This window comes from Cytobacillus sp. FSL R7-0696, from assembly GCF_038006865.1.
Classification (GTDB): Bacteria; Bacillota; Bacilli; order Bacillales; family Cytobacillaceae; genus Cytobacillus; species Cytobacillus kochii.
On sequence record NZ_JBBOWA010000001.1, the window covers coordinates 3899532 to 3923860 of the forward strand.

Annotated in this window: 28 protein-coding genes; 19 read left to right on the forward strand and 9 right to left on the reverse strand. The window is 35.3% G+C overall.

The annotated features are described in order from the left end of the window. Positions 1 to 25: 25 nt before the first annotated feature. On the reverse strand, positions 26 to 940 hold the full coding sequence (gene qoxA, locus MKX29_RS19985; RefSeq protein WP_224936623.1) for a cytochrome aa3 quinol oxidase subunit II: 915 nt from the start codon (positions 938 to 940) through the stop codon (positions 26 to 28). Positions 941 to 1809: 869 nt separating this feature from the next. Between qoxA and MKX29_RS19990 the strand changes: the two genes are divergently transcribed. After that, entirely contained in the window at positions 1810 to 2139 is a 330-nt protein-coding gene (locus MKX29_RS19990) for a DUF3889 domain-containing protein (protein ID WP_251161700.1), read from the forward strand. On the opposite strand, the gene MKX29_RS19995 is transcribed toward MKX29_RS19990, so the two are convergent. Continuing rightward, positions 2136 to 2327, reverse strand: a complete 192-nt coding sequence (locus MKX29_RS19995; RefSeq protein WP_251161699.1) for a small, acid-soluble spore protein, H family — start codon at positions 2325 to 2327, stop codon at positions 2136 to 2138. The genes MKX29_RS19990 and MKX29_RS19995 overlap by 4 nt on opposite strands. 436 nt (positions 2328 to 2763) lie before the next feature. On the opposite strand from MKX29_RS19995, the gene MKX29_RS20000 reads away from it, so the two are divergent. From MKX29_RS20000 to MKX29_RS20010, 3 genes are all read left to right on the forward strand, one after another. Continuing rightward, positions 2764 to 5598, forward strand: coding sequence for a 2-oxoglutarate dehydrogenase E1 component (locus MKX29_RS20000; RefSeq protein WP_224936619.1), 2835 nt, complete (start codon positions 2764 to 2766; stop codon positions 5596 to 5598). A 16-nt stretch (positions 5599 to 5614) separates the two neighbouring features. After that, on the forward strand, positions 5615 to 6862 hold the full coding sequence (gene odhB, locus MKX29_RS20005; RefSeq protein ID WP_095373129.1) for a 2-oxoglutarate dehydrogenase complex dihydrolipoyllysine-residue succinyltransferase: 1248 nt from the start codon (positions 5615 to 5617) through the stop codon (positions 6860 to 6862). Positions 6863 to 7480: 618 nt separating this feature from the next. Beyond that, positions 7481 to 7615 carry a hypothetical protein gene (locus MKX29_RS20010; protein WP_263624168.1) on the forward strand — a complete coding sequence of 45 codons (135 nt, stop codon included), beginning with the start codon at positions 7481 to 7483 and terminating at the stop codon, positions 7613 to 7615. Positions 7616 to 7694: 79 nt separating this feature from the next. Here MKX29_RS20010 and sda read toward each other — a convergent pair whose 3' ends face one another. Beyond that, a complete protein-coding gene (sda, locus tag MKX29_RS20015) occupies positions 7695 to 7826 on the reverse strand; it encodes a sporulation histidine kinase inhibitor Sda (RefSeq protein WP_095373130.1) in 132 nt (43 codons plus the stop codon). 257 nt (positions 7827 to 8083) lie between these two features. Here sda and MKX29_RS20020 point away from each other — a divergent pair, with 257 nt between their 5' ends. From MKX29_RS20020 to MKX29_RS20050, 7 genes are all read left to right on the forward strand, one after another. After that, positions 8084 to 8827 (forward strand): VOC family protein, encoded by a 744-nt coding sequence (locus MKX29_RS20020; RefSeq protein WP_341107276.1) that lies wholly within the window; start codon positions 8084 to 8086, stop codon positions 8825 to 8827. Between the two features lie 15 nt (positions 8828 to 8842). Beyond that, positions 8843 to 9346 (forward strand): GNAT family N-acetyltransferase, encoded by a 504-nt coding sequence (locus MKX29_RS20025; RefSeq protein WP_341107279.1) that lies wholly within the window; start codon positions 8843 to 8845, stop codon positions 9344 to 9346. A 25-nt stretch (positions 9347 to 9371) separates the two neighbouring features. Next, positions 9372 to 9842 carry a GNAT family N-acetyltransferase gene (locus tag MKX29_RS20030; protein ID WP_341107281.1) on the forward strand — a complete coding sequence of 157 codons (471 nt, stop codon included), beginning with the start codon at positions 9372 to 9374 and terminating at the stop codon, positions 9840 to 9842. A 243-nt stretch (positions 9843 to 10085) separates the two neighbouring features. Then, entirely contained in the window at positions 10086 to 11729 is a 1644-nt protein-coding gene (locus MKX29_RS20035) for an AMP-binding protein (protein WP_341107283.1), read from the forward strand. Between the two features lie 241 nt (positions 11730 to 11970). Beyond that, the gene (locus MKX29_RS20040; RefSeq protein WP_341107286.1) at positions 11971 to 12840 is read left to right on the forward strand and encodes a gamma-glutamylcyclotransferase; all 870 of its coding nucleotides are present in this window, start codon (positions 11971 to 11973) and stop codon (positions 12838 to 12840) included. Positions 12841 to 12912: 72 nt separating this feature from the next. Further along, a complete protein-coding gene (locus MKX29_RS20045) occupies positions 12913 to 13101 on the forward strand; it encodes a hypothetical protein (RefSeq protein ID WP_341107290.1) in 189 nt (62 codons plus the stop codon). 115 nt (positions 13102 to 13216) lie between these two features. Continuing rightward, complete coding sequence (locus tag MKX29_RS20050) at positions 13217 to 13420, forward strand: DUF6501 family protein (protein ID WP_095373136.1); 204 nt, start codon at positions 13217 to 13219, stop codon at positions 13418 to 13420. Between the two features lie 298 nt (positions 13421 to 13718). On the opposite strand, the gene MKX29_RS20055 is transcribed toward MKX29_RS20050, so the two are convergent. Then, a complete protein-coding gene (locus MKX29_RS20055) occupies positions 13719 to 14261 on the reverse strand; it encodes a YhcN/YlaJ family sporulation lipoprotein (RefSeq protein ID WP_224936612.1) in 543 nt (180 codons plus the stop codon). 95 nt (positions 14262 to 14356) lie between these two features. On the opposite strand from MKX29_RS20055, the gene crcB reads away from it, so the two are divergent. From crcB to MKX29_RS20070, 3 genes are all read left to right on the forward strand, one after another. Continuing rightward, entirely contained in the window at positions 14357 to 14740 is a 384-nt protein-coding gene (crcB, locus tag MKX29_RS20060; RefSeq protein ID WP_224936611.1) for a fluoride efflux transporter CrcB, read from the forward strand. Continuing rightward, positions 14733 to 15083, forward strand: a complete 351-nt coding sequence (locus tag MKX29_RS20065) for a fluoride efflux transporter FluC (protein WP_224936610.1) — start codon at positions 14733 to 14735, stop codon at positions 15081 to 15083. Before crcB ends, MKX29_RS20065 begins: the two co-directional genes overlap by 8 nt. Before the next feature lie 103 nt (positions 15084 to 15186). Continuing rightward, complete coding sequence (locus MKX29_RS20070; RefSeq protein WP_224936609.1) at positions 15187 to 16116, forward strand: lysylphosphatidylglycerol synthase domain-containing protein; 930 nt, start codon at positions 15187 to 15189, stop codon at positions 16114 to 16116. 328 nt (positions 16117 to 16444) lie between these two features. Here the strand turns inward: MKX29_RS20070 and MKX29_RS20075 are convergent, their stop codons facing one another. Beyond that, positions 16445 to 17035: a biotin transporter BioY gene (locus MKX29_RS20075; protein ID WP_224936608.1), complete on the reverse strand. Its 591-nt coding sequence runs from the start codon at positions 17033 to 17035 to the stop codon at positions 16445 to 16447. Positions 17036 to 17130: 95 nt separating this feature from the next. Then, entirely contained in the window at positions 17131 to 17604 is a 474-nt protein-coding gene (locus MKX29_RS20080) for a DinB family protein (protein WP_224936607.1), read from the reverse strand. Positions 17605 to 17778: 174 nt separating this feature from the next. Here MKX29_RS20080 and MKX29_RS20085 point away from each other — a divergent pair, with 174 nt between their 5' ends. Genes MKX29_RS20085 through nadE form a run of 4 tightly spaced genes read left to right on the forward strand, consistent with a single transcriptional unit; the run spans position 17779 to position 21428 of the window. After that, entirely contained in the window at positions 17779 to 18534 is a 756-nt protein-coding gene (locus MKX29_RS20085) for an NUDIX hydrolase (RefSeq protein ID WP_224936606.1), read from the forward strand. A gap of 14 nt (positions 18535 to 18548) precedes the next feature. Next, entirely contained in the window at positions 18549 to 19091 is a 543-nt protein-coding gene (locus MKX29_RS20090) for a cysteine hydrolase family protein (RefSeq protein ID WP_289433881.1), read from the forward strand. A 22-nt stretch (positions 19092 to 19113) separates the two neighbouring features. Beyond that, positions 19114 to 20589, forward strand: a complete 1476-nt coding sequence (locus tag MKX29_RS20095; RefSeq protein ID WP_341107297.1) for a nicotinate phosphoribosyltransferase — start codon at positions 19114 to 19116, stop codon at positions 20587 to 20589. 17 nt (positions 20590 to 20606) lie between these two features. Next, complete coding sequence (nadE, locus tag MKX29_RS20100; protein WP_341107299.1) at positions 20607 to 21428, forward strand: ammonia-dependent NAD(+) synthetase; 822 nt, start codon at positions 20607 to 20609, stop codon at positions 21426 to 21428. Between the two features lie 339 nt (positions 21429 to 21767). Here the strand turns inward: nadE and MKX29_RS20105 are convergent, their stop codons facing one another. Then, entirely contained in the window at positions 21768 to 22367 is a 600-nt protein-coding gene (locus MKX29_RS20105) for an undecaprenyl-diphosphatase (protein WP_341107301.1), read from the reverse strand. Positions 22368 to 22671: 304 nt separating this feature from the next. On the opposite strand from MKX29_RS20105, the gene safA reads away from it, so the two are divergent. Then, positions 22672 to 23298: a SafA/ExsA family spore coat assembly protein gene (gene safA, locus MKX29_RS20110; RefSeq protein WP_281202880.1), complete on the forward strand. Its 627-nt coding sequence runs from the start codon at positions 22672 to 22674 to the stop codon at positions 23296 to 23298. A gap of 87 nt (positions 23299 to 23385) precedes the next feature. On the opposite strand, the gene MKX29_RS20115 is transcribed toward safA, so the two are convergent. Together MKX29_RS20115 and MKX29_RS20120 are read right to left on the reverse strand one after the other, a co-directional pair. Further along, entirely contained in the window at positions 23386 to 23583 is a 198-nt protein-coding gene (locus MKX29_RS20115; RefSeq protein ID WP_341107303.1) for a hypothetical protein, read from the reverse strand. Between the two features lie 210 nt (positions 23584 to 23793). Further along, positions 23794 to 24243, reverse strand: coding sequence for a cupredoxin domain-containing protein (locus tag MKX29_RS20120; protein WP_251161689.1), 450 nt, complete (start codon positions 24241 to 24243; stop codon positions 23794 to 23796). Between the last annotated feature and the right edge of the window lie 86 nt (positions 24244 to 24329).

Here is a 24329-nt window from a genome sequence, read left to right on the forward strand (position 1 = left end):
AGATGTCAATAGACACTTCATCTAATTAATGGCTACTGTGGTCAGAGTGACCTTCGTGCTCATCATGATTTTCATGATTTTCTTCTGAATCTTCATCATTTGATTGATGATGTTCATGCCCTTCAGGTGCTGGGCTAAAGTCTAAATGAGTGCCAGTAAAAGTCATCTTACCTAAGTGACCTGGCTCTAGTAACTCTTCAAATTTATCTTCAGTAATTGGATCAGCTGTTTGATGAACTTCATCTACCCATTCCTCAAATTCAACTGGAGACATTGCTGTTACATCAAATGTATTTTCAGCAAAACCTTTTCCGCTGAAGTTCGCATTTCTACCCATGAATTCACCAGGATGATCAGCAGCTAAATGTAATGTTGTTACCATATCGGCCATTGCATATTTCTGTCCGCCAAGTTGTGGAATCCAGAAGCTAGTAATTGGACCGAATGAGTAAAGTTTAAATTCAAGTGCCCGATCAGTAGGTATATATAAGTAATTTACTGTTTCAATATCTTCTTCAGGATAGCTGAAGTGCCATTTCCAGTTAGATGATGATGCATATACAACTAATGGCTCCTTATCCTCATACCCTGGTGGTGTTGCTTCAACTTTATAGTTACTTTGGACAGAAACAAATGATAGATAAGCAACAATTAGTACAGGTATTCCGACACAAACTGCCTCCACCCATTTATTTCCCTCGATGTGAGGTGGTTCATAATCTTTTCCTTGTTTAGATGAACGAAATTTAATGAGCATATATGCAAGCATTGCAAAAACTACAATAACAATGCCAGACATTAACCATATGGACATCATAATATCGTTAGCCTGGACTTCGGCCTGTGGACCTTTAGGATTTAGAACAGTAAGTGGTTCACACCCAGCAAGTACAGCGGCAATGGCAACTATAGCCAATAAAAGAGCCCTTTTCAATTTCATTGATGTACCCCTTTCTATCTTTCTAAAAATCTATTGTTTTATTTGAACGTGAATATCACGCCTGTAACCCTATGTTAGTATCATAAATGGTTAAAAACAATTGAATGTGATAGGTGTCACAAAATGTTCATGAACAAATGATGAATTTGGTCACAAAATGTTCATGAAACTGAAAGTAAAAAGAAAAAATAATATTATTTAAATACTCTATTTTAAGAAAAAACTGAAAAATGAATATTGTATCATTCAATAAATATTAAAGGTTGCTTCTGTATTTATTATTTTAATATAAATGATGTTGCGTATTTGATTGACAGTACCCTCAGAAAAAGTGTGAAGTCTTCGAATGGTTTTGAAACGGATGGAAAAAAGAGGGGGGTTATCTTGTTAAAGAAATTTGATATTGATCAATTTTTAGACGGTGTATATAACCCGACTGATGATATTCATCATTTAATAGACATAATTGAAATAGATGATTTACTTGAGAGAACAAAATAGCCCTTTATGTCTTCCACTTTTTGTTTTAGATGTTGTACGATTACTTTTTTTAAAATCATAACTAAAACTAATCAAATGAACTAGTAAAGGACATATTCTTATATTTTTTTAAAGGCTATGTTGATATTTATGGTATAAGGGTTAATGGAACAATAGATAAAGAAAAGCGGGCAAGTTTTAACCATTAACTTGCTCGCTTTTCTTTGTCCATTGATATTTACTTTTGCACAAGCAAGTTTTGCCTTGAATTTTTTCTTTCATTATATAACCCATTACCCAAAAAAACTTTCATAAAGAATAAACATTTAAAAGATAGTAAAACTATAAATATTTCCATCAAAAAATGAAAGTGAAGAGGTGAGGAGAAAATGGAGAAAAGAGTGTTTCTCTCGATTGTCATAGTGTTGTTTAGCTATATATTAATTTCAAGCCCTCAAACAAACTATGCCGTTTATGATGCTCCTTCTTATGCAAAATGGGGTAAAGAAGCGATGATGATTGCAAAGGAAAAATACCCATCAGCAGATATTGTTGATTATCAGCATCTTGGAAAAGAAGTAAAGGAAAAGACAGAAATAGAAAAGTTTAAACTTTGGATGCGTCAACAGGAGATAGAATATGGGCTCTATGTGTTTATTGAATATGATAAAGATTCGGAGAAAATCGTCCATATTATAACGAAAAAAACTGACCGTTAACGTATTGTATTTTCTTCTATTAATTGTGCGAGTGGAACAACTTGATTCTTATCTACGTTGTTTCTTTCGCACACCCTCGCCATTTTAGTTAGTTCATAGAGATCGACAATCACGATTTTTACGCCATCGAAAGTTACTTCATATTCGATTTGACTTTTTAGTAGTTCCCTCGCTCTAGATAAATCCATAAGTTCACATCCTCTCTCGTAGTATTTTATTCAGTTTGAATATTTAGTGCACAATTCTACCAATAATAAGGCTTTTGATATATACTTAAATAGGCAAACGGTTTAGAAGTTGAATGATTTTCAACTTGTAGACGTTAGTTCATCTTTCCAATTTATTACACTAATAGGCGTGATATAGGAATGAAATTAATTCACTTTTTTAATATAAGTATTTTTTCTAAAAATATTAGCTGTATTTTCGTGATTTTCTCTTTTTTCCCTTTGTATATGCGCCTTTAACGTGGTAAAATGGCTTAGGAAACATTTCGTCCTCTGGAAATTAACATTATTCGGAATTTTTATATACGAAATAATATTGTTACTATCCTAGAATGGATATGGGGCGGAAATAAATTATCCAAATATATTTAAAAAAGAGTTGTGGAGGTAATTTTCCATGAAGAAGCCTTCAGAGGGTAGCGGACCTTTAGAACAAAGTTTTTACGGTCCTAACCTTGGCTATGTAATCGAGCTTTATGAGATGTATTTAGAAAATCCAGAATCAGTCGACCAAGAAATGAGAGAGTATTTTGAGGTTAATGGTTCACCATTGCAACAAACAGGGGTAGCTCCTGTAAGTATAGGAGCAGAAAGCACTGGCGTAAGTCCAGAACAAATTGAAAAAACTTTATCAGCTATTCGTCTTGCCGATTTTATTCGTTCAAACGGACATAAAGCTGCTGATATTTATCCCCTAGTTAATAGGGAAGAAAAGAATGTTGCTATTTTTGATTTAAGTAATTATGGATTAACAGAAGCAGATTTACGTGCAATACCAGCTCATCTTATATGTACAGATGCGAATATTCCGTTAAGAGATGGATTAGAAGCATTTGAATACTTAAAAAATGCTTATATGGATACGTTAGCATTTGAGTTCACTCATGTTGACAATTTAGAAGAAAAGGATTGGCTTCGTCGCAAGGTTGAAACAAATAGCCTTAAACTTAACTTGCAAAAACCTGAAAAGGCGAAAGTGTACAAAAGATTAACGGAAGTAGAAGAGTTTGAGAAATTCTTACACCGTACTTTCGTCGGTCAAAAACGCTTCTCTATTGAAGGTTTAGATACGATGGTACCAATGTTAGATGAAATTGTATCAGGTTCAGTGGCGAATGGCACAAAAACAATAAATATTGGAATGGCACACCGCGGACGTTTAAATGTGCTTGCTCATGTACTTGGTAAGCCTTATGAGATGATATTCGCGGAGTTTCAGCATGCGCCAAACAAAGATCTTGTCCCATCTGAAGGCTCTATTGGCATCAGCTATGGATGGACAGGCGATGTAAAATACCATCTTGGATTAGACAAACAAATCAAGGCTGAAAATACAACAGTTGCAAACTTAACACTTGCGAACAACCCAAGCCATTTAGAGTTCGTTGGTCCTGTTGTTGAAGGATATACAAGAGCGGCTCAAGATAAACGTACTTCTGGTGGTTTCCCAGAAGTTAATTACGACGAAGCACTTTCCATCATCATTCACGGAGACGCTGCTTTTCCAGGGCAAGGTGTTGTCGCTGAAACATTAAATCTAGGTCAATTAAATGGCTATAATACTGGTGGTTCTATCCATATTATTGCTAATAACACGATTGGCTTTACAACAGAATCTTATGATTCTAGATCGACTAGATATGCAAGTGATTTAGCCAAAGGCTATGAGGTTCCAATCGTGCATGTAAATGCAGATGATCCCGAAGCAGTCATCAATGCCGCTAAATTAGCTATTGAATATAGAGATAAATTCCATAAAGATTTCTTAATTGACTTAATTGGGTATCGCCGCTTTGGTCACAATGAAATGGACGAGCCGATGACCACAAACCCAGCGATGTATAATATTATCCATAAAAGACCAACGATTAAAGAGCTTTACGGTGAGAAATTAAAAAAAGATCAGTTCTTAACAGAAGAAGAGGTTACTGCTATTCATTCAGAAGTAGCAGAAAAACTTCAGCAAGCTTACGATAAAGTGCCGGATAAACAAGAAGATGCAACTGAATTAAATCCACCTGAGACAGTGGAAAATGGTATACCAAGCATTCAAACTGCTGTGCCATTAGAGTCTTTACAGCAATTGAATGAAGAGCTTCTAAATTGGCCGGAAGAATATAAAGTCTTTAGAAAGCTAAGTAAAATATTACAACGTCGTAAAAATGGACTAGAAGAGGTTGGGAAAATTGATTGGGGTCACGCTGAAACATTAGCATTCGCTTCAATTATTTCAGATGGTACGCCTGTAAGACTTACAGGTCAAGATTCAGAGCGTGGAACATTTGCCCATAGAAATATCATGTTACATGATGAAGTGACAGGTAAATCGTTCTCACCTTTACATCAAATCTCAACTGCTAAAGCTTCATTTGCTGTTCATAATAGCCCGTTGTCAGAAATGGCTGTTCTAGGTTTTGAATATGGTTATAATGTGTCAGCTCCAGAAACTTTAGTTCTTTGGGAAGCACAGTTTGGTGACTTTGCGAACTCTGCACAAGTTATGTTTGATCAATTCATTTCTGCTGGTCGCGCAAAATGGGGGCAAAAATCTGGTCTAGTAATGCTTCTTCCACATGGATATGAAGGACAAGGTCCAGAACATTCAAGTGCAAGATTAGAAAGATTCCTGCAGCTGGCAGCTGAAAATAACTGGACAGTAGCTAACCTTTCTTCAGCAGCACAGTACTTCCATATTTTAAGAAGACAAGCAGCGATTTTGAATCAGGAAGAAGTAAGACCATTGGTCATAATGTCACCTAAGAGTCTTTTACGAAATCCTACAGTTGCTGCAACTGCTAAAGATTTATCAGAAGGACAGTTTAACTCGATTCTTGAGCAATCTGACCTTGGTGAGAAAAAAGATCAAGTGAAGAGAATTGTTTTCACATCAGGAAAAATGGCTATTGATTTAGAAGATAAATTAAAAGATATTGAAGATAAAGAGTGGTTCCATATTGTACGTGTAGAAGAGATTTATCCGTTCCCATTTGCTGACATTACGGAAGTAGTAAAACGTTATCCAAATCTTGAAGAAATGATCTGGGTGCAAGAGGAACCGAAGAATATGGGCGCATGGAATTTTGTTGAACCAAGGTTAAAACATATTGCCCCTGACGGAGTAGAGGTAAATTATATCGGTAGACGCCGCCGCTCAAGCACAGCAGAAGGCGATCCAGTCGTGCATAAAAAAGAGCAGCAGAGAATTATTGAAGAATCTTTAACACGTAAGTAATAAGGAGGAAATTATTGTGGCAGATATTAAAGTTCCTGAATTAGCAGAATCAATTACAGAAGGTACGGTGGCTCAGTGGCTAAAACAACCTGGTGATACAGTCAATAAAGGTGATTATGTTGTTGAGCTTGAAACAGACAAAGTAAATGTAGAAATCATTTCTGAATATAGTGGTGTACTTGCAGAATTAAAAGCAGAAGAAGGCGACACTGTGAATGTAGGGGATACCATCGCAGTTGTAAGTGAAGGTGGAGAAGCTCCTGCTCCTAAAGCAGAAGAGAAGAAAGAGGAAGCACCTCAAGAGGTTAAAGAAGAAGCGAAACCAGCTGATTCCAAACCAGCGGAAGATAATAAACAACGCACAATTGCTTCACCGGCAGCTAGAAAAATGGCGCGTGAAAAAGGAATCGATTTAAGTGAAGTTCCAACTACAGATCCTATGGGAAGAGTACGTTCACAAGATGTTGCGAACTACGATCCAAATCAAGCGACTCAAGCAGCGCAGCCACAAGCTGCATCTAAACCAGCTCCTAAGCCAGCCGCAACTGATGCAAATAGTGAAAAACCAGTAGAACGCATCCGTATGAGCCGTCGTCGTCAAACAATTGCGAAAAGACTTGTAGAAGTTCAACAAACATCTGCTATGTTAACAACATTCAATGAAATTGATATGACAAATGTTATGAACTTACGTAAAAAACGTAAAGATAAATTCCAAGAAGAAAATGATGTAAAACTTGGATTTATGTCTTTCTTCACAAAAGCGGTTGTCGCAGCACTTAAACGTAGCCCGTTGTTAAACGCTGAAATTGACGGCGACCAACTAGTTCTTAAAAAATTCTATGACATCGGTATTGCTGTTTCAACAGATGAAGGTTTAGTAGTTCCAGTTGTTAGAGATGCTGACCGTAAAAACTTTGCAGAAATTGAAAAGGATATTATGGGCCTTGGTAAAAAAGCAAGAGATAATAAACTAGCTATTTCTGACTTACAAGGTGGAACATTCACCATTACTAATGGTGGTGTGTTTGGTTCATTATTATCAACACCAATCCTTAATGGACCACAAGTAGGTATCCTAGGGATGCATTCTATCCAAACTCGTCCAGTAGCTATTGATGCTGAAAGAATGGAAAACCGCCCAATGATGTATGTTGCTCTCTCTTATGACCACCGTATTGTTGATGGTAAAGAAGCAGTAACATTCCTTAAACGTGTGAAAGAATTAATTGAAGACCCTGAGTCTTTATTATTTGAAGCTTAATTTAAAATAAACTAATACTCAAAAGGGTTTAAAGCGAGGAAGTGAAGCGATTTATTGTTCACTTCCTCGCTTTTTGTTATCAGTCACCCTCATGATTGATCCCTTCATTTGAACCCGAGGGTATTGTAAAAGGGGCATATTCCTCTAAAAGAGAAGAAATCAAAGCTTGAACCTGTCACAAAAGCAAGAGCCATAGCCCTTTAGCAGTAAAACAAATATGGTGTCAACGAGCATAAGATCATCACTCATGAACATGTCTTTTAGGAAAGAAGTCAAAAATAAAGCAAATTACTAACTTTTTTTACACATGAACTACGCTAGGTCTGAGGAGAAAACGAGTGAGTTTCATCAAACATGAACAGGTTCAGAAAAAGTACGAGTGGTAACAAATAATATTCACATTTTCCTATATCATTCATCCACATGCTACTCATCCCATTTATTGTTGCATTAAAAAAAGATCATGTATTCCTCACTATTAATCATCATTTCAAGCACTTTAGGAAATAGTAAGGGATATGCACTTGATAAAAAGATTTTTAGAAATATAAAAATGTTGCATGAAGGAAACTTTATTGATAAAATGCATATTATGATAGAAAAGCAGGAGTGATTACCATGAGAGGAAGGAAAAATAGGATATTGAAATATTCCGTACTGTTCAAAAAGCTAGGTGTTATTTCTGATATGGACTATAAACAGATACTACAAAATAATGAAATTCAAACAACAAAGGAAATAAAGCAACGATAATTAAAATGTGATGGATATCTTCCGCGTTACCGAAAGGATTAAAATAAAAAGGCGAGCAACTATTTGCTCGCCTTATGCTTTACTCTTTAAATGGTTTTAATCCCCGCTTTTGAATTTCATCTTTAAGTATCCGAATCCATTCCTTTTCAGAACCTGACTTTAATGCATCACGATACGAGACGACCAACTGTTCATTACTCATTATCTTCATTTGATACATACCTCCTAGGTAAAGGATTGAATATTCTTTTATTTATTGTAAACGTTATCCCCTGTTTTGAAAAGGAGAAATGTATAAAAATTTTAATTGTTAAGGAAATGTAAAATGTTTATAAAGGACACACAATTCATTTAAGAAGTAAAAGTTGAGTGAAAAACATTCATAGATAAGTAGAAAAGTTATGGTAAACTAATCTTAGCTAAGGTAAAGTTGGATGAATTTTCTTTTGATGAAAGGGGTATCCTTCAATGCAACTTGATCATATCGTTCATTTTATTAAACGAAATCCGCAAGAGATTATCGATTACTTATCTGTTATGAATATAAAAGCGGTTCAGGGTGGTAGGCATGAAAAATGGGGAACATATAATAGTTTATTGTACTTAAACTCATCTTATATAGAATTTTTAGCAATAGAAAATAAAGCAACTGCTATGCAATCAGATAACCCTTTAGTACAACAAGCTGTACAGGATTTAGCTACTTTTGAGGGGTTAGGTCAAGTATGTTTTCGCACAGAAAATATTGAGGTGTTAAAGCAAGAATTAAATGAAAAGGGATATAAAACCTATCCGATCTTTCCTGGTGAACGGATGAGGGCAGATGGGCAAATGATTAAATGGAAGATGCTATTTTTGCAAGCAAAACGAGAAGTGCCTTTTCCTTTTTTTATTCAATGGCAACAAGATGACCATACGAGATATGAAGAATTCAAATCATTAGGTATGATAGATCAACAACTTATCCATACAAAAATAAAGGACATTAAGTATATTGTAGAGTCACCTGAAGAAACAGCTGCAGAATGGCGTGAGTTGTTTCAAGGAAAACAACCCGGTACAAACGTTATGATTGCAGACGTATCCTTTGAGTTTGCAGCATATAACAAAAAATACGCGAATAAGAACCGTCCCGTTCATATCACATTACAACCTTTTTTGAAGAACGAGGAAACAATACAACTCTTTGGCTCTTCTTATCATTCGTTATAGAAAGAGGGGTGTCACATGCACATATATGAAACGAAACGAATGTCATTCTTTGTATTTAAAAAAGAGTATATTAAGCAAATGAATGAAATTTGGGGCAGTCAGGAAGTAATGGCCAGAAGTGGAGGAGCAGTTGCTTCCGTCAAGATTCCTAAAATCGTCAAATGGTATGAAGACTGTCATAAAGAATACGGCCTATCGGTATATAGTTTAAAAGATAAGAAAAGCAATGAAATTATTGGAGCGGCTGGATTTAATATTGATGCATCAGTGAAACGAATTGAATTAATTGCCCATTTCAGAAAATCGTATTGGCATAAAGGCTATGCGACAGAAGCTATTACAGGTTGTATCAAATTAGCTAAAAGACATAAAAAAGTAAAATATATTCAAGCCTCATGTGACCCAAAAAACGAAGCATCCATAAGAATCGTGGAAAAATTAGGGTTTACGTTATTAGGAAAAGAGTGGTTTGAAGACACTCGCCAAGAAGAACTTGTATATGAGTTGAGATTATTTTAATAACGATAAACTGGAGGAAAATGATATGGAAACTACCAGGTTTAATAAAGTAAAAGAATACGAGGCAGTCATCCTCAGTTCATGGACATATCCACCTCCTTACGATTTTTATAATCACGCTCAAACAGAAGACAGTAAACAAGAATGGCTAACGGGAAACTACTTTTGTATATATAAACAGGAAGAAATGATTGGTTTCTTTTGTTACGGTGAATCAGCAAGAGTACCGGTGAAAAGCAGTCATCTATATCTAGATGATTGCATTGATATTGGCATTGGAATGAGACCGGATTTAACAGGAAAGGGATTGGGAAGCAGTTTTTTAACCAAGATTCTTATGGAAATAGAAAGGCTTTTTCCAAATACCCCAATAAGGTTAACAGTGGCTTCATTTAATCAACGAGCCATCCATCTTTATGAAAAACTCGGTTTTATTATTCAACACCATTTTCAAAGAAAAAGTACAAACTTTTATATAATGGTAAGAAAAAAATAAAGGAAATAATACGAGGAGGTTCGAATATATAAATATTCGAGCTTTTTTATTTTTATTAGAATAGAAATCTACATTTGTTTTTAACTGTTGGACATAAAGCACCATCGGAATATGAATTTACAAACCTGGGTTGGTTCATTTTGTACTGTACTTTAATATGATAAGTACTAAAATGATACATTCGAATTTTACATAAGAATAAATGAAAGCGTTTCAATCATAATTTTCTGAGGAGGAAAAGAATTGTCTGAATTATTAAATATAACGATTGGCGATTTATTAGAAAAAAGAGCAGAAGAATATCCTAATCATGAAGCATTAGTCTATGCAGATAGAGGTTTGAGGTACACATATCATAGCTTTAATGAGTATTGTCGTACAGTTGCTAAAGGTTTCATGAAACTCGGTTTAGAAAAAGGAGAACATGTAGCGATTTGGGCTTCTAATACCCCTGAATGGGTAAGTGCTCAGTTTGCAACAGGTAAAACCGGATCTGTGTTAGTAACTGTCAATACGAATTATCAAGCTGCTGAACTTGAATATTTATTACAACAATCTGATGCCACCACTATTATTTTAATGGAAAAATACCGCGACCAATCATATATTGATATTCTCTATAAAATCGCACCAGAATTAAAAACATCGCAGCCGGGCCAGTTAAGATGTCGCAAGCTTCCCTTTCTAAAAAACGTCATCGTGTTAGGAGAGAAGCGCTTTGCTGGCACCTACAGTTGGGAAGATGTTGTAGCTCTTGGTGAAGGATGTAGTGACGAGGCTTTAAATGAGCGTTTGCTTTCACTTCAGCCGGATGATGTTATTAACATGCAGTATACCTCAGGCACAACTGGATTTCCGAAAGGCGTAATGCTCACACATAGTAATGTCGTGAATAACGCATTAAATATTGCCGCTTGTATGAAGCTCACAAAAGATGATCGACTATGTATTCCTGTACCATTCTTCCATTGCTTTGGTTGTGTCATTGGCACCTTGGCTTGTGTGTCAGTTGGGGCAACGATGGTACCTGTACAGGAATTTCATCCTGATACCGTTTTACAAACGGTTGAACAAGAAAAATGTACGGCCCTTCATGGAGTGCCAACAATGTTTATAGCTGAAATCAATAGCAAAAATTTCACAAAATATAATTTACAATCATTGCGAACAGGTGTGATGGCTGGATCCAATTGTCCGATTGAAGTAATGAAGGCTGTGATTGAAAAAATGGGTATTGAAGAGATTACAATTTGTTATGGTCAAACGGAATCTTCACCAGTTATTACACAAACACGCACTGATGATCCTATTAATTTACGCGTAGAATCAGTTGGCCGAGCATTGCCAGAAGTTGAAGTGAAAATTGTTGAACCTGGGACAGCAAATGAAGTGCCAATTGGTACTCAAGGGGAACTCTGCACAAAAGGATATCATGTTATGAAAGGTTATTATAACAATCCCGAAGCGACAGAACAAGCTATCGACAAAGAGGGATGGTTGCACACTGGTGATTTAGCTATTATGGATGAAAATGGTTATTGTAAAATAACAGGTCGTCTGAAAGATATGATTATAAGAGGTGGAGAAAACGTATACCCTAGAGAAATTGAAGAATTTCTCTATAGTCATCCAGATATTTTAGATGTTCAAGTTGTAGGTGTTCCGGATGAGATATACGGTGAAGAGGTAATGGCATGGATTATTTTAAGAGATCATGCCAACATTACGGCTGAAGAAATTAAAGAATATTGTAAAGACAAAATATCTAAGCATAAAATACCTAAACATATTACTTTTACGAAAGAATATCCAATGACTGCTTCTGGTAAAATACAAAAATTCAAATTAAAGGAACAAGCGATTCAATCCATTACTGCCCAGAAATGAAGAGTGAAAAGAGGAGATCAAATATAAAAAGTGGAGAGTAAAGAGCAAGAGACAAGGCAATCATTTGCCTTGTCTCTTATTCACCCATATTCCTAGCTCTATTCGATATTGGTGATATTTAGTTAAGGTAAAAATATGGTAAAAAATTGTTAATAAAGAGGGAATCACTTTCAAATTGTTGAATATTGTAGGAGGAGGAAGAATAAGTATATTACTATAGTGACAATAAAGGAGCGCATTTATGGGTATGGCAACGATTCACCTCTTTGTGTATGGTACATTACGAAAAAATGAGATCCATCATGATTATTTAACTGAAGCTCGTTTAATGGCCGAACAAGCTTGGGTAAATGGAGTCATGTTTGATACGGGTGATGGTTATCCGAGAGTCGAATTGTCAGATAAACTAGCTGAAAAAGTATATGGAGAATTATACGTTTTAAGTGCCGAACATTTAGAGGCAATTGATGTTTTAGAAGGGTATGTAAAAGGTGACAAGCATTCCTTATCTGTAAGAAAAAAAGTACACGTACATACGGATTTAGGAGTGCGACAAGGTTTTATTTATGTTTCCCCCGCTGAAGTTCTACAGCAAGAAGCAATTAAAGTTTCAGACTGGAAGGTATACAACCTGCAAAAGAATTCCCCAAAGACTTTTTACTATTTTGCTTATGGGTCTTGTATGGATACAGAAAGATTTATGAAAGCTGGAGTTGACCATTTTTTTAAAAATGTCGTTGGTATAGGTGTGTTAAAAGGCTATCAAATGGGCTATTATTTCTATGCACCAGATGGGAATCGAGCGGACATCATTGAAGGTTCTGGTGAAACAGAAGGTATTGTTTATCAATTACCGATAGAAGCAATAGATTATTTATTCAAAAGAGAAGGAGTCACTGTTGGTCACTACCGACCGACTTTTGTTAATCTGACAATTGAAGGGGCAATATATAAAGATGTGTTAACCTTCCATGTTTATGATAAAAATCCCCAGTCTTCTCCACCATCCTTTTATGCGAGGGAGATTTTGCGTGCAGCTGAAGGGAGACTCAGTTATCAATATGTTCAGCATTTAAAAGAAGAGATAAATAAGCTTGGAGTCGTGAATTAAACAAAGAAGTTTACTATAAGCTACTTTGGTGGTATATAACAATGTCACCAAAGATGAAAGAAGGTCGTCTAAATGAAACAATTGACGAAAACATGCTTCTTTGAGATTGTTTATGATAAGCAACATTATCAATACTTGGAAATGATTAGAATCGATTATATTTGTGATATACTATATATAACATTTAAAGATTTTTTCACAAGTGAAATGTATACTTGTGAAAAAGAAAAAATTTCTTTTTTACAAAAAGTATTTCTATAAAAACACGTTTCAAATGAGTATTTACCATCACAAATAGAAAAAAATCACTATACAGCTTGCAGAACACATTTAATTTTTTTACACTGTATAAGAGAACACATAAGGAGTGGCAAAAATGATTCATCAAACATGGCATGAAAGTGACACGTTAAAAAAGGTAAAATGTGTACATACGAATGCAGCGAAATATATTGTTAATCGTGCTTTAACTGAAGGAAAAATCTATGATGTGAAAAATGAAACAGAAGAGTTTTTCTTCATCGTTGACAACTCTGGTAAAGTTAGTGGTTTTTATAAAGACTATTTTAAAGAAGTTTAAGGCAAAAAGCTGTCAGATTGACTGACAGCTTTTTCGTGTGCAAAAAAATAGCTAAGTTCATAATATATGTAAAATGTACCTTTGAGGATGCATGCAGGTTGGAGCAAGAGATTTATATTGGGATCATAGAGGAAAGCATCGAGTGGAAATGATTGTTATAATTAACACTTACAAAATCTGTAATGTTATAAATTAACTTCTTTACTTTTATTTTTTATACAATAATCGCTTAGTCAAGTGAAGTCAGGATTAAATAGGACTGATAGGGATATTTCCCTACCAGACCACAGATTGACCATTATTCATGATTAGGAAACATTCGTTTCACTGTTTCACTAAATTCATCGAAGAAGCCTTCAATTGGTTTTCCATTGCGAACATCTTTTGCATATGTGTCCATACGGTTGTAGAAATCAGGGTTTACTGATACATAGACATCATCAATGTTCTGGTCAGATGATTTTACTTGATCAGCAATTTTCTTTTCTAGATCTTGTGTAAATTCATTACCATTTGCTAAGGTTGCTGCCACATAGGCATTGTCGTCAGTAAGTAAAACCCTTGCTCTTTTAACTTCGTCCATTTGTGTAATATTATCTGCTGTTTTATCGGCAAACCTCATTGAATGTTGTGTCCCATCATAATCGACATTACGAGTATGAATATTGTTGTCAATACTTGGTCTATCATTGTCACCATTTCTTTCATATCCAACTTTAGCGGGGTCATGCATATCTGGTGCTCTATAAGCAGTGTCGTTCGTATCTTGTCCATTATTCATGCCACAAGCTGTTAATAGTAGAGAACTTGAAAGAGCAACAGCAATGATTGTACCTTTCATCTTTTAACACCCTTTCTTTTTTTCTTACACTGTTAGCTTGGCTCATTTTATCGATAGTATGCATAAACAATTTTTTTGGAGCAAGGAGGTCAAGGATGAAGTATCTATATATTGGAATTGGCGGGATGATAGGCGCAAGCATGCGGTTTGCTATCACAATTGTCATCGGACGGTTTTGGCAGAGTGCGTTTCCTTTAGATATTTTAATAATCAATGTGTTTGGTGCCTTTATTCTCGGTTATTTATCGTCCATCACATTGCCTATTGATCCTAATCTTAAACAAGCAATCACTGTAGGGGTAATTGGCTCATTTACCACATTATCGACTGTTAGTGCGGATACCGTTTTATTAGTTGAAAATGGATTTATCATTCAAGCTTTTATATATATCTTATTTAATATCGCACTAGGTTTAGTGATGGCCTATCTTGGTGTTGTTTATGGTAAACGTAAAGAGGTGAGGGGAACAAATGAGTGAAATACTTTATGTGATGATAGGTGGATTTTTTGGTGCAATAGCCCGTTTCTCCTTATCAACGTTGATCAATAGCAAAACCAACTCACTCTTTCCCTATGGAACGGTGATCGTTAATTTACTTGGTTGTTTCTTAATGGGTGTGGTTGTTCATTTTCTACATTGGGAAAATGTATCAGCTTTACTTGTAGTTGGTCTTTTGGGGGCGTTTACAACTTTTTCATCTGTTCAGTTGGAGATGGTGGAATTAATTGTGAAGAAACAAAAGATGGCATTTATATATTTTTTTGTCACTTATATAGGCGGTATAGCCCTTTTCATGTTAGGCTTAATAATGTTTCCATAAATCGGTTGTTCATTTATGGACAAGTATTGAATACATATTTAATAGGATCGAAACAAAAGGGGAATGAAAATGGTTGTAAAAGTAGTGAATAAGGTGAATCATCGTGTCAATTTTTTCTAATCAAAAATTAATTCAAGTAATAAAATATGTTATGCCATGTATTATTTTGCTCATTGTAATAATGGAAGCAAATAAATTCTTTAAAGATTTCAACTGGGCTTTACTTGAGCATTATTTGGATGAGCTTTCATTTTGGCGAATTTTTTTCATTATTATTCTAGGGTTAATTTGTTTGTCTCCAATGTTTTTTTATGATGTTATTTTAAATCGATTACTACAGGTCAAAATTCCGATGCAAAAACTGTTAGGGTATTCGTTATCTGCAAATGCTTACTCAAACTTAATTGGGTTTGGCGGAGTAGCCGGCGCAACATTAAGAACGGTTTATTACCGCCCCTACTTAGACAATAATATCCCATATATTAAGGTAATCGCTAAACTGTCATTATTTTATCTTTGTGGTTTATCCATCTTGTCTTGGATTGTGTTATTTAATGGATCTGAACTTTTCTCAGAATTGAGATTAGCTCATCTTGCTATTTGGATTGTGGCGCTTTATACCCCTCTACTGCTTTTTGTCTATTTTATTAAACGAAAACTGCAAAGTTTGCCTATCAAGAGGGAGTTTATAACGGAACTATTAATGATCTCTGTTTTTGAATGGATCTTTGTCGTTATTTGTATTTGGGGTATTTTAAATATAGTCGGTGTCAATTTTTCTTTATTTTCTGTTTTCCCAATTGTCATTGTAGCTGCTTGTGCTGGCATAATAAGTATGTTACCTGGGGGAATTGGTTCGTTTGATTTAGTTATTCTAATCGGTTTTGAATCTCACGGAATACCAGCAGAATTAACATTTATGGTATTAATGTTTTATCGCCTGAGCTATTACTTTATTCCTGCGGTAGTTGGTACACCGGTTGTTTTGACTACTCTATGTGGACATTTAAAAACAAAAAATTTTTTCAGCTAAGGAAGTAATAAAAAAAATCGACTATTTCAATTTAAACTGCATGCATACTGGTATGAGGGCAAATATAAAAAGTTGGCTAGACTAGAGATCAGAGGGCTTAAATCGGGCGGTCTTAATCAATCATATGGATAGATGTGATTATGGAGATAGAAAAATATCAAAGAGAAAGAAGTAAGCTTAGGAGTGTGAAATGGACGAAGACCAATTTCGGTACTCAAATCCAATGTATATATAATAGAAGGAATGTAAGAATATAATATTGAAAAGTGAAATGCGCACACAATTTAGATGTATGCGCATTCGTTCACTTTTAAAAAAGAATATATCATTAAGAGGCGCTTTTATCGACTGCCTTCGTTGATAATTGATTCGTAAAAAGTAATCGAGCACTAATGAGTCGTTTTCTAACTAGCAATCCAATCCATGCTGCCATCAACGCTTTAATAAAACCACCGATAATAAATGGAGCGAACCCTGACAGAAAGGCTGCGGTCCAACTTAAGTCAGCCATCCACTTTAACCACGCCGTTCCAATAATTAACGTAATAAACATACCTATGATATTTGCTGTAAGCGCATGTGCAAATGTGAATTTTGTTTTCTCAAGGTATTTAGCCATAATCCATACTACTGGTATATAGCTAATTAAATAGCCACCAGTCGGTCCGACAATAACTGAGAAACCTGCAGAAAACTCTGCAAAAACGGGCACGCCAGCACAACCTAGGGCTAAATATAAGAGTACGGAAAAAGTGCCATATTTCGATCCTAAAATGACGGCTGCTAATCCAATGGCTAATGTTTGTCCAGTAATTGGGACAAGTGGCAATGGGATAATTAATTGTGCCATAATCCCAATAATAGCTGCGAATAATGCTGTCGTAAGGAGCGACCTTAATCGTAATTGTTCTTTCGTCAAATCTTTCACCTCATTTATAATGTTAACCTTATGTATAATATAGTTTACATTATAATTTGGCGGGTTTTTTATGTCAACTATGTTTTGTTTGTGGTTTACTTATTTTTCGTGCTTTTATATATTCTTTTAATTGTTTCTAAATGCATCCCTTCATGAAAGGTAGAAAAAAGGATACATTCGCCAACCGTTTGAAAAGTAATCCCCATTTTATTGGTGAATGGAGTGGGCAATGTTTTAGTAAATTTGTTTTTGGCAACGGAAATGACTCTCTCTGTCTGTTCCTGTAATACATCTTTGATTTCTAAAATAGATGGCGGATTGCCTTGCCAAAGATGTGGTGCAGTACCTGCAGCAAAAAATGTTTCATACTCACTTGGAATCCCCATTCGCTCTCCTGTTAGTTCAAATACAAGTCTCTCCTGTATATAAGCGATATGACCGAAATTCCAGTGAATATTATTATTAAATCCTTTTGGTACAGTCGAAATGAATGCTGGATTTATTTTCTCAAGTGATTGGATTGTTAATAAACGTACTGTTTGTATGTGATTCGAGACATTTTCAATCATGTTTTCTTTCCTTTCAAAAAAAGTATTATTCCTCCTCTCATATATTCTTTAGGAAAAAAGAAAACTCCTGCATTCAAATGAATCATTAGAGTTGAACTTTCTTTAAAGTAGGGTAAAATATAATTAACAATTATCAAGTTGTTAATTAATTCATGGTGGTGGGGCAATTACCTTATGACTAAAAAATATCGAACACCAGATGGCTATACAGCAGATATTGCTGTTTTTACCATCGTAACAGAAGAATCTAAACCATTTACTCCACCCGATATGAGCTTAAACCTTTTGTTAATTGAAAGAGCTAAGTGGAATGCAGAAGGGGAGTTAAATACAGAGGGAGGGAAATGGGCGCTGCCAGGTGGCTTTGTTGGCGTTCATGAAAATGCCTTACAAGCAGCTGTTAGGGAATTAAAAGAGGAAACTGGGATTGATTGTGTGCATATGAAGCATTTTGGTATATACGATGAACCTGGTCGAGATAATAGAGGGTGGATTATATCTAACGCACATTATGCAATTATCTCTGAGGATGACTTAAGGGAAATGAATGCAAATGATGACGCATCTGCCGTTAAATTAGTGAATATTCATGATGTCCTGCAATTAGAACTTGCATTTGATCACCGACAGATTATTTGTGATGCACTGAGCGTAATAAAAAAAGAGCTGTTACAAACAACAGCCGCAAAAAATTTATTACAAGATGAATTTACATATTCAGAATTACAAGCCGTATTATCAACAGTTACAAAAGATCCCGCTATACTAAATGAGCAAGCATTTGCTAGAAAAATTAAATCACTCCCTTTTATAGAAAAGGTTGAGGGTAAAACCACGCAAAGAACGTCAAAAAAAGCAACGCAATTATATAGGTTTAATGAAGTCGAAGTAGTGAAACCTATATATACAGGTCGATACCAAGAAAGATAACGGGGGAGATACTAGTGGCAAGGGCTTTGATTAATATCGATTATACCAATGATTTTGTTAACGGAGCATTACCTTGTGGAGAACCGGCAATTGCTATTGAAGATGAAATTGTAAGAATAACCGCTGATTTTATCAAAAATGGGGATTTAACGATCTTGGCTATCGATAGACATGAAGAAAATGATCATTTTCATCCTGAAACAAGTCTATACCCGCCTCATAATATAAACGGCACAGTGGGTAGAGAGCTATATGGTAATTTAAAACAAGTTTATGAGGAAAATAAGGGTTTAGAGCATGTAAAGTGGTTAGATAAAACAAGGTACAGTGCGTTCTGCGGGACGAATTTAGAACTTTTATTAAGAGAACGAAACATTAACGAATTGCATTTAGTTGGTGTTTGTACAGATATATGTGTGTTACACACTGCTGTAGATGCCTATAACAAAGGGTTTTCAATGGTTGTCTATGAAAGAGCCACAGCAAGTTTTAACGAAATAGGTCATAAATGGGCACTCGAACATTTTAGTGGTTCTCTGAATGCAATAGTTAAATAACGAAAAAGGGGTATAAAATAGTATGAACAAGCCATATCCAGATGACAGCATGGCATTACACACAGACTTATATCAAATTAATATGGCACAAACCTATTGGCAAGATGGTATCCATGATAGAAAAGCGGTTTTTGATATTTATTTTAGGAAACTACCTTTTGGGAATGGCTATGGCGTGTTCGCTGGTCTTGAGCGCATCATTGATTACCTGCAAGGGTTCGAATTTTCTAAGAGTGATATTGCCTATTTGCGAGATGAATTACACTATCCAGAAGCGTTTCTTGCTTATTTAGCGGATTTGCGTTTTACAGGTAATATTCGTTCAATGATTGAAGGAGAGCTGGTTTTTGCCAACGAACCAATTGTACGAATTGAAGCACCGCTTGCTCAAGCGCAATTAATAGAAACAGCATTATTAAATATCATCAACTTTCAAACATTAATTGCTACGAAAGCTGCACGGATTATGGAAGTGTTAGATGATGGTGTGGCAATGGAGTTCGGTTCCCGTAGAGCCCAAGAAATGGATGCCGGTGTTTGGGGAGCAAGAGCAGCTGTAATTGGCGGGTTTGGGGCTACGTCAAATACGCGTGCTGGTAAAATGTTTAATATCCCAGTAGCTGGGACACATGCTCACTCACTTGTACAAGCATATAAAAATGAATATATCGCTTTCCATAAATATGCACAAACACATAAAGATTGTACTTTCCTTGTTGATACATATGATACGCTTCGTTCTGGTGTACCAACGGCTATTAAGGTAGCAAAAGAGTTAGGAGATCGTATTAATTTTGTCGGTATTCGAATTGATAGTGGGGACTTAGCTTATTTATCTAAAGAAGCTAGAAAAATGTTAGATGAAGCTGGATTTACTCACACAAAAATTGTTGCTTCTAACGATTTAGATGAATATACAATTATGAATCTTAAAGCACAAGGTGCCAAAATTGATTCTTGGGGTATTGGGACAAAGTTGATTACAGGTTATGACCAACCTGCACTGGGTGCTGTGTATAAAATGGTATCTATAGAAAATGAAGCAGGGGAAATGGAAGATACAATTAAAATTAGTGGGAATCCAGAAAAAGTAACAACGCCAGGTTTGAAACGTGTTTATCGAATAATAAATAGGGAAAATCACAAATCAGAGGGTGATTATATCGCTCTTGAGAGTGAAAACCCTAAAGAAGAAGAACGTTTAAAAATGTTCCACCCTGTCCACACCTATATTAGTAAGTTTGTCACCAATTTCGAAGCGAAAGACTTACATCAGGACATTTTTACGGATGGACAATTAGTTTATGAAATGCCTAGTCTTCAAGAGATACAAGGATACGTGAAAGAAAACCTATCTCTATTATGGCATGAGTATAGAAGGTCATTAAATCCGGAAGAATATCCTGTAGATTTAAGTCCAAATTGCTGGAATAACAAAATAGAACTGATTGATTCAATAAAGAAAAAAATTAAAGATAGCCTAAATGCTAAAGCTTGATGAAAGGATGAGTAATGATGTCCATACAAGATAAGATTCGCGCTGCTTTAAATGTCAAATCATTGATTGATCCAAAAGAAGAGATCATTGAACGAATCAATTTTTTAAAAAATTATGTCAAGCAGGCGCGTGCAAAAGGATTTGTATTGGGTATAAGTGGTGGTCAAGATTCTTCACTAGCCGGACGATTAGCACAGATAGCAGTAGAAGAATTACGGGCGGAAGGATATGAAGCCAAGTTCGTGGCGATTCGATTACCATACGGAGAACAGCATGATGAAGATGACGCACAAAAAGCATTGCAATTTATTCAACCGGATGAAACATATGTTTATAATGTGAAATCACCAGTCGATGAGATTCAAAAAGTATATAATGAAGTGGCCGATATTGCTGAGCTAAAAGATTTCCATAAAGGAAATGTGAAAGCAAGAACACGTATGATTGCGCAATATATTTTCGGTGGAGAAATGGGTCTTTTAGTAATTGGTACGGACCACGCTGCAGAAGCAGTTACAGGATTTTATACAAAGTACGGTGATGGAGGAGCAGACTTATTGCCACTAGCAGGGTTATCTAAGCGACAAGGTAAAGCTCTATTAAAAGAACTAGGTGCAGAAGAGAGCATCTATATGAAGGTACCGACAGCAGATTTACTTGATCACACGCCAGGACAAGCTGATGAGACAGAACTAGGAATTACTTATGATGAGCTTGATGACTATTTAGAAGGAAAAGAAGTCAGTGCGGAAGCTGCCAAGAAAATTGAGCAAAGGTATATTATAACGGAACATAAAAGACAAATGCCAGCATCTATGCATGACGATTGGTGGAAATAATGTTGTAGGCAGACTGCTAGTTAGCAGTCTGTTTTTTTACAGGTAAGTATAATTAACCAACATGATTAGGGGGGTTAACCAATCTACTAAATTAAAAGCTAATAAACAACTAAATAAGTAGACAGTGTTAACATATCTCGAAGATAAAACGAAGGTAAAAGTCGAGCCAAAACGGACTTCAAATAGAAAACCTGAATGAATACAGAGTACAAGTCGTTTTCACCGATTCATTGTGCATTTTCGCTAAATAATTGAGCAAATGCTACATAATCGCCCCTTATTTTTATTCATTAACAGAAAGGAAAAAAAGAATGGATCTAAAAAAGATCCATCCCGCTTCTATCGATTTAAATGTCTACCTTTATTTTTTCTTGGCCATACTTTTTCTTCTATTTTTTCGTATACTTCTAAAAGTGTCGTGAACAATTGCATTCTACCTATAAGGTTATACATGATAATCGCACAAATGATGGCAATGAGTGCCCCTGTTATCACATCAAATGGATAATGAACACCAACCCATATTCGTGAAATCCCTACTAATACAGCAAGAATGGGCCACAATACATTTTTCTTATCAAATAACCAAAAGACGATACAAAATGAAAAGAATAATATCGTATGATCACTTGGAAAAGAATTATTTGCCGCTTTATCTATAAGCTGATTGACATTATCCAATTCAACAAAAGGTTGGTAGTTAAAGTGAAGTTTGCTAACAACGAACTTACCAATAATTTCAGCTAAAATAAATGTGAATCCTGCCGTCATCACCATATAACGATGTTTTGTTTTACGTGTAAACCAATACATCAAAGTAATGAAGGCTAATAATATCACGGTATATTCGGCAATAAAAACAATTATTGGGTTCAAATCTGGATATTCAAAGCCTAGGTCATTTATTCCTCTAAATAAACTAATATTGATTTCGTTCATCTCTCAATACCTTTCTATTCTATCAGTTTCTAATGTCATTACTCCATTATAATCATTTTTCCTATTGCTGTCATCTGATTCTATCAAGTAACTTACATTATCATAAGAATAGACGAGAACAAAGGCAAATTCCCTACACCATTGTTCAATAAATTTTTTAAGGGTGTAAAAAAGTAATTAATTTTAAATTTATAGGTAATGATTTTTCCAGTATTACCTTTCATATACTATCTAAGCTTCTTTTACCCAATGTAGGCAACAATTACCGCTATAATAGTTTAATAGGTTTTGGTTTAATATGAATATGAAAAAAACAACTAAATACTTATCCTTATTTTTGTTAACTGTTACTCTTGTCTTTGGAATAAAAAATATAGCAAGTGCTCAAACCGTACATACAGTGCAATCCGGAGATACAATGTGGAAAATAGCGGTGAAGTATCAAGTAGGGGTGCAGGAGATTATTCAAGCTAATAAACAAATTGGTAATCCTAACCTCATTTACCCTGGTCAAACAGTTCAAATTCCATCCACTGCTCAAGCGACATTATCAATGGAATCTCAAGTCGTTCAGCTTGTAAACGAAGAGCGCGCTAAAGTGGGCTTAAAACCATTAAAAGAAAATTGGGAGCTCGCGCGAGTGGCACGCTTTAAATCTCAAGACATGATCGATCATCGTTACTTTAGTCATCAATCTCCTACATATGGCACACCTTTTCAAATGATAAAAGATTTTGGTCTAACATACCATGCAGCAGGGGAAAACATTGCAGCTGGCCAAACAAGTGCACAAGCTGTTGTAACAGCATGGATGAATAGCGATGGACACCGTAAGAATATCTTATCGAGTCAGTTCACTGAGATTGGTGTTGGCTATGTTACAGGCGGTTCTTACGGTCACTATTGGACACAAATGTTTATTTCAAAATAATAATATAGAAGGGAATTCTACTGTCGTACAAGTTACGGCAGTTTTTTTATGAAGCCTATTGCGATTACCTAATTGTGTTTTTTTAGGCTATGTTTTAGCGCTCTTTAACGAGTCGTTTACAGTATTGAATTGATTATCGCATAAATTCTTGAAAAAAGAATACTGATAAATATAATAAAGGCTGTGTATCCCTTTTGTAGGCTTTATAGGTTCGCTGGAGACAGAAACCCAATCACCAATCATAGATACGATCGCACCAAAAAGAAAAACCATATCTTTAGACACCTTTGTCCCTCCCGAAAATTTAATTATAAGAAAATAGAGTCGTTGTTTATCATTTTTTATTTTTCCAAACGATGTACTGTGGAATAAAATGGGGGGATGCCTAAAGGAGATTATAATAGAAACACGAACAAATCAAAAGTATGTTCAATTTGTTCGCGTCATTATTCAGTGGCTATTTTCTATATTCAACATTCTTAGAGACAACTATAATCATTGTACAACAATGTAAGCAATCATTTTTCCGTGATCTTCCTCTTGAGAATGGTTATGGCAGATGAGTTGATAGGTACCTTTTTCGTCAAATTGGAGAGGTACTTTAGTTTCTTCTCCTTTTTGAACCACGCCTTTAATATCAGTTCCCTCTACATAAAAGGAATGTTCCTTACCCATCACACCTAGTATGTTTAAATTAACCTTTTCTCCGACCTCTAAAAATACAGTTCCTGGATCCCAGCGATAGACTTCCATTTCTTCTCCATTTTCCATTGTTGTTTTATATTCTGTTGTTACCATTTCAATCTCTCTTGTTGTTTCTGTCGTATCCCCAAACACCGCTAAACTCCCATTTTTTGATATAAGCCATACCGAAGCAGATGCAATAAGGGCAATTAATAATAAAACAGTGATTATCGTTTGCTTTGTAATAATTAGAAACTTCATTCTATCTCTCCTCATTATTAGGTTGTACTTCATATGTATGCAGGTTGAACAACAGAACTTGTCTCATTTTTATCTTTTTTTTCAAA

Bases quoted from the DNA above. Each gene is read 5' to 3' on its own strand.
- qoxA (WP_224936623.1), bottom strand. From the start codon at position 940: ATGAAATTGAAAAGGGCTCTTTTATTGGCTATAGTTGCCATTGCCGCT.
- MKX29_RS19990 (WP_251161700.1), top strand. From the start codon at position 1,810: ATGGAGAAAAGAGTGTTTCTCTCGATTGTCATAGTGTTGTTTAGCTAT.
- MKX29_RS19995 (WP_251161699.1), bottom strand. From the start codon at position 2,327: ATGGATTTATCTAGAGCGAGGGAACTACTAAAAAGTCAAATCGAATAT.
- MKX29_RS20000 (WP_224936619.1), top strand. From the start codon at position 2,764: ATGAAGAAGCCTTCAGAGGGTAGCGGACCTTTAGAACAAAGTTTTTAC.
- MKX29_RS20010 (WP_263624168.1), top strand. From the start codon at position 7,481: ATGAGAGGAAGGAAAAATAGGATATTGAAATATTCCGTACTGTTCAAA.
- sda (WP_095373130.1), bottom strand. From the start codon at position 7,826: ATGAAGATAATGAGTAATGAACAGTTGGTCGTCTCGTATCGTGATGCA.
- MKX29_RS20020 (WP_341107276.1), top strand. From the start codon at position 8,084: ATGCAACTTGATCATATCGTTCATTTTATTAAACGAAATCCGCAAGAG.
- MKX29_RS20025 (WP_341107279.1), top strand. From the start codon at position 8,843: ATGCACATATATGAAACGAAACGAATGTCATTCTTTGTATTTAAAAAA.
- MKX29_RS20030 (WP_341107281.1), top strand. From the start codon at position 9,372: ATGGAAACTACCAGGTTTAATAAAGTAAAAGAATACGAGGCAGTCATC.
- MKX29_RS20040 (WP_341107286.1), top strand. From the start codon at position 11,971: ATGGGTATGGCAACGATTCACCTCTTTGTGTATGGTACATTACGAAAA.
- MKX29_RS20045 (WP_341107290.1), top strand. From the start codon at position 12,913: ATGAAACAATTGACGAAAACATGCTTCTTTGAGATTGTTTATGATAAG.
- MKX29_RS20050 (WP_095373136.1), top strand. From the start codon at position 13,217: ATGATTCATCAAACATGGCATGAAAGTGACACGTTAAAAAAGGTAAAA.
- MKX29_RS20055 (WP_224936612.1), bottom strand. From the start codon at position 14,261: ATGAAAGGTACAATCATTGCTGTTGCTCTTTCAAGTTCTCTACTATTA.
- crcB (WP_224936611.1), top strand. From the start codon at position 14,357: ATGAAGTATCTATATATTGGAATTGGCGGGATGATAGGCGCAAGCATG.
- MKX29_RS20065 (WP_224936610.1), top strand. From the start codon at position 14,733: ATGAGTGAAATACTTTATGTGATGATAGGTGGATTTTTTGGTGCAATA.
- MKX29_RS20080 (WP_224936607.1), bottom strand. From the start codon at position 17,604: ATGATTGAAAATGTCTCGAATCACATACAAACAGTACGTTTATTAACA.
- MKX29_RS20085 (WP_224936606.1), top strand. From the start codon at position 17,779: ATGACTAAAAAATATCGAACACCAGATGGCTATACAGCAGATATTGCT.
- MKX29_RS20095 (WP_341107297.1), top strand. From the start codon at position 19,114: ATGAACAAGCCATATCCAGATGACAGCATGGCATTACACACAGACTTA.
- nadE (WP_341107299.1), top strand. From the start codon at position 20,607: ATGTCCATACAAGATAAGATTCGCGCTGCTTTAAATGTCAAATCATTG.
- MKX29_RS20105 (WP_341107301.1), bottom strand. From the start codon at position 22,367: ATGAACGAAATCAATATTAGTTTATTTAGAGGAATAAATGACCTAGGC.
- safA (WP_281202880.1), top strand. From the start codon at position 22,672: ATGAAAAAAACAACTAAATACTTATCCTTATTTTTGTTAACTGTTACT.
- MKX29_RS20120 (WP_251161689.1), bottom strand. From the start codon at position 24,243: ATGAAGTTTCTAATTATTACAAAGCAAACGATAATCACTGTTTTATTA.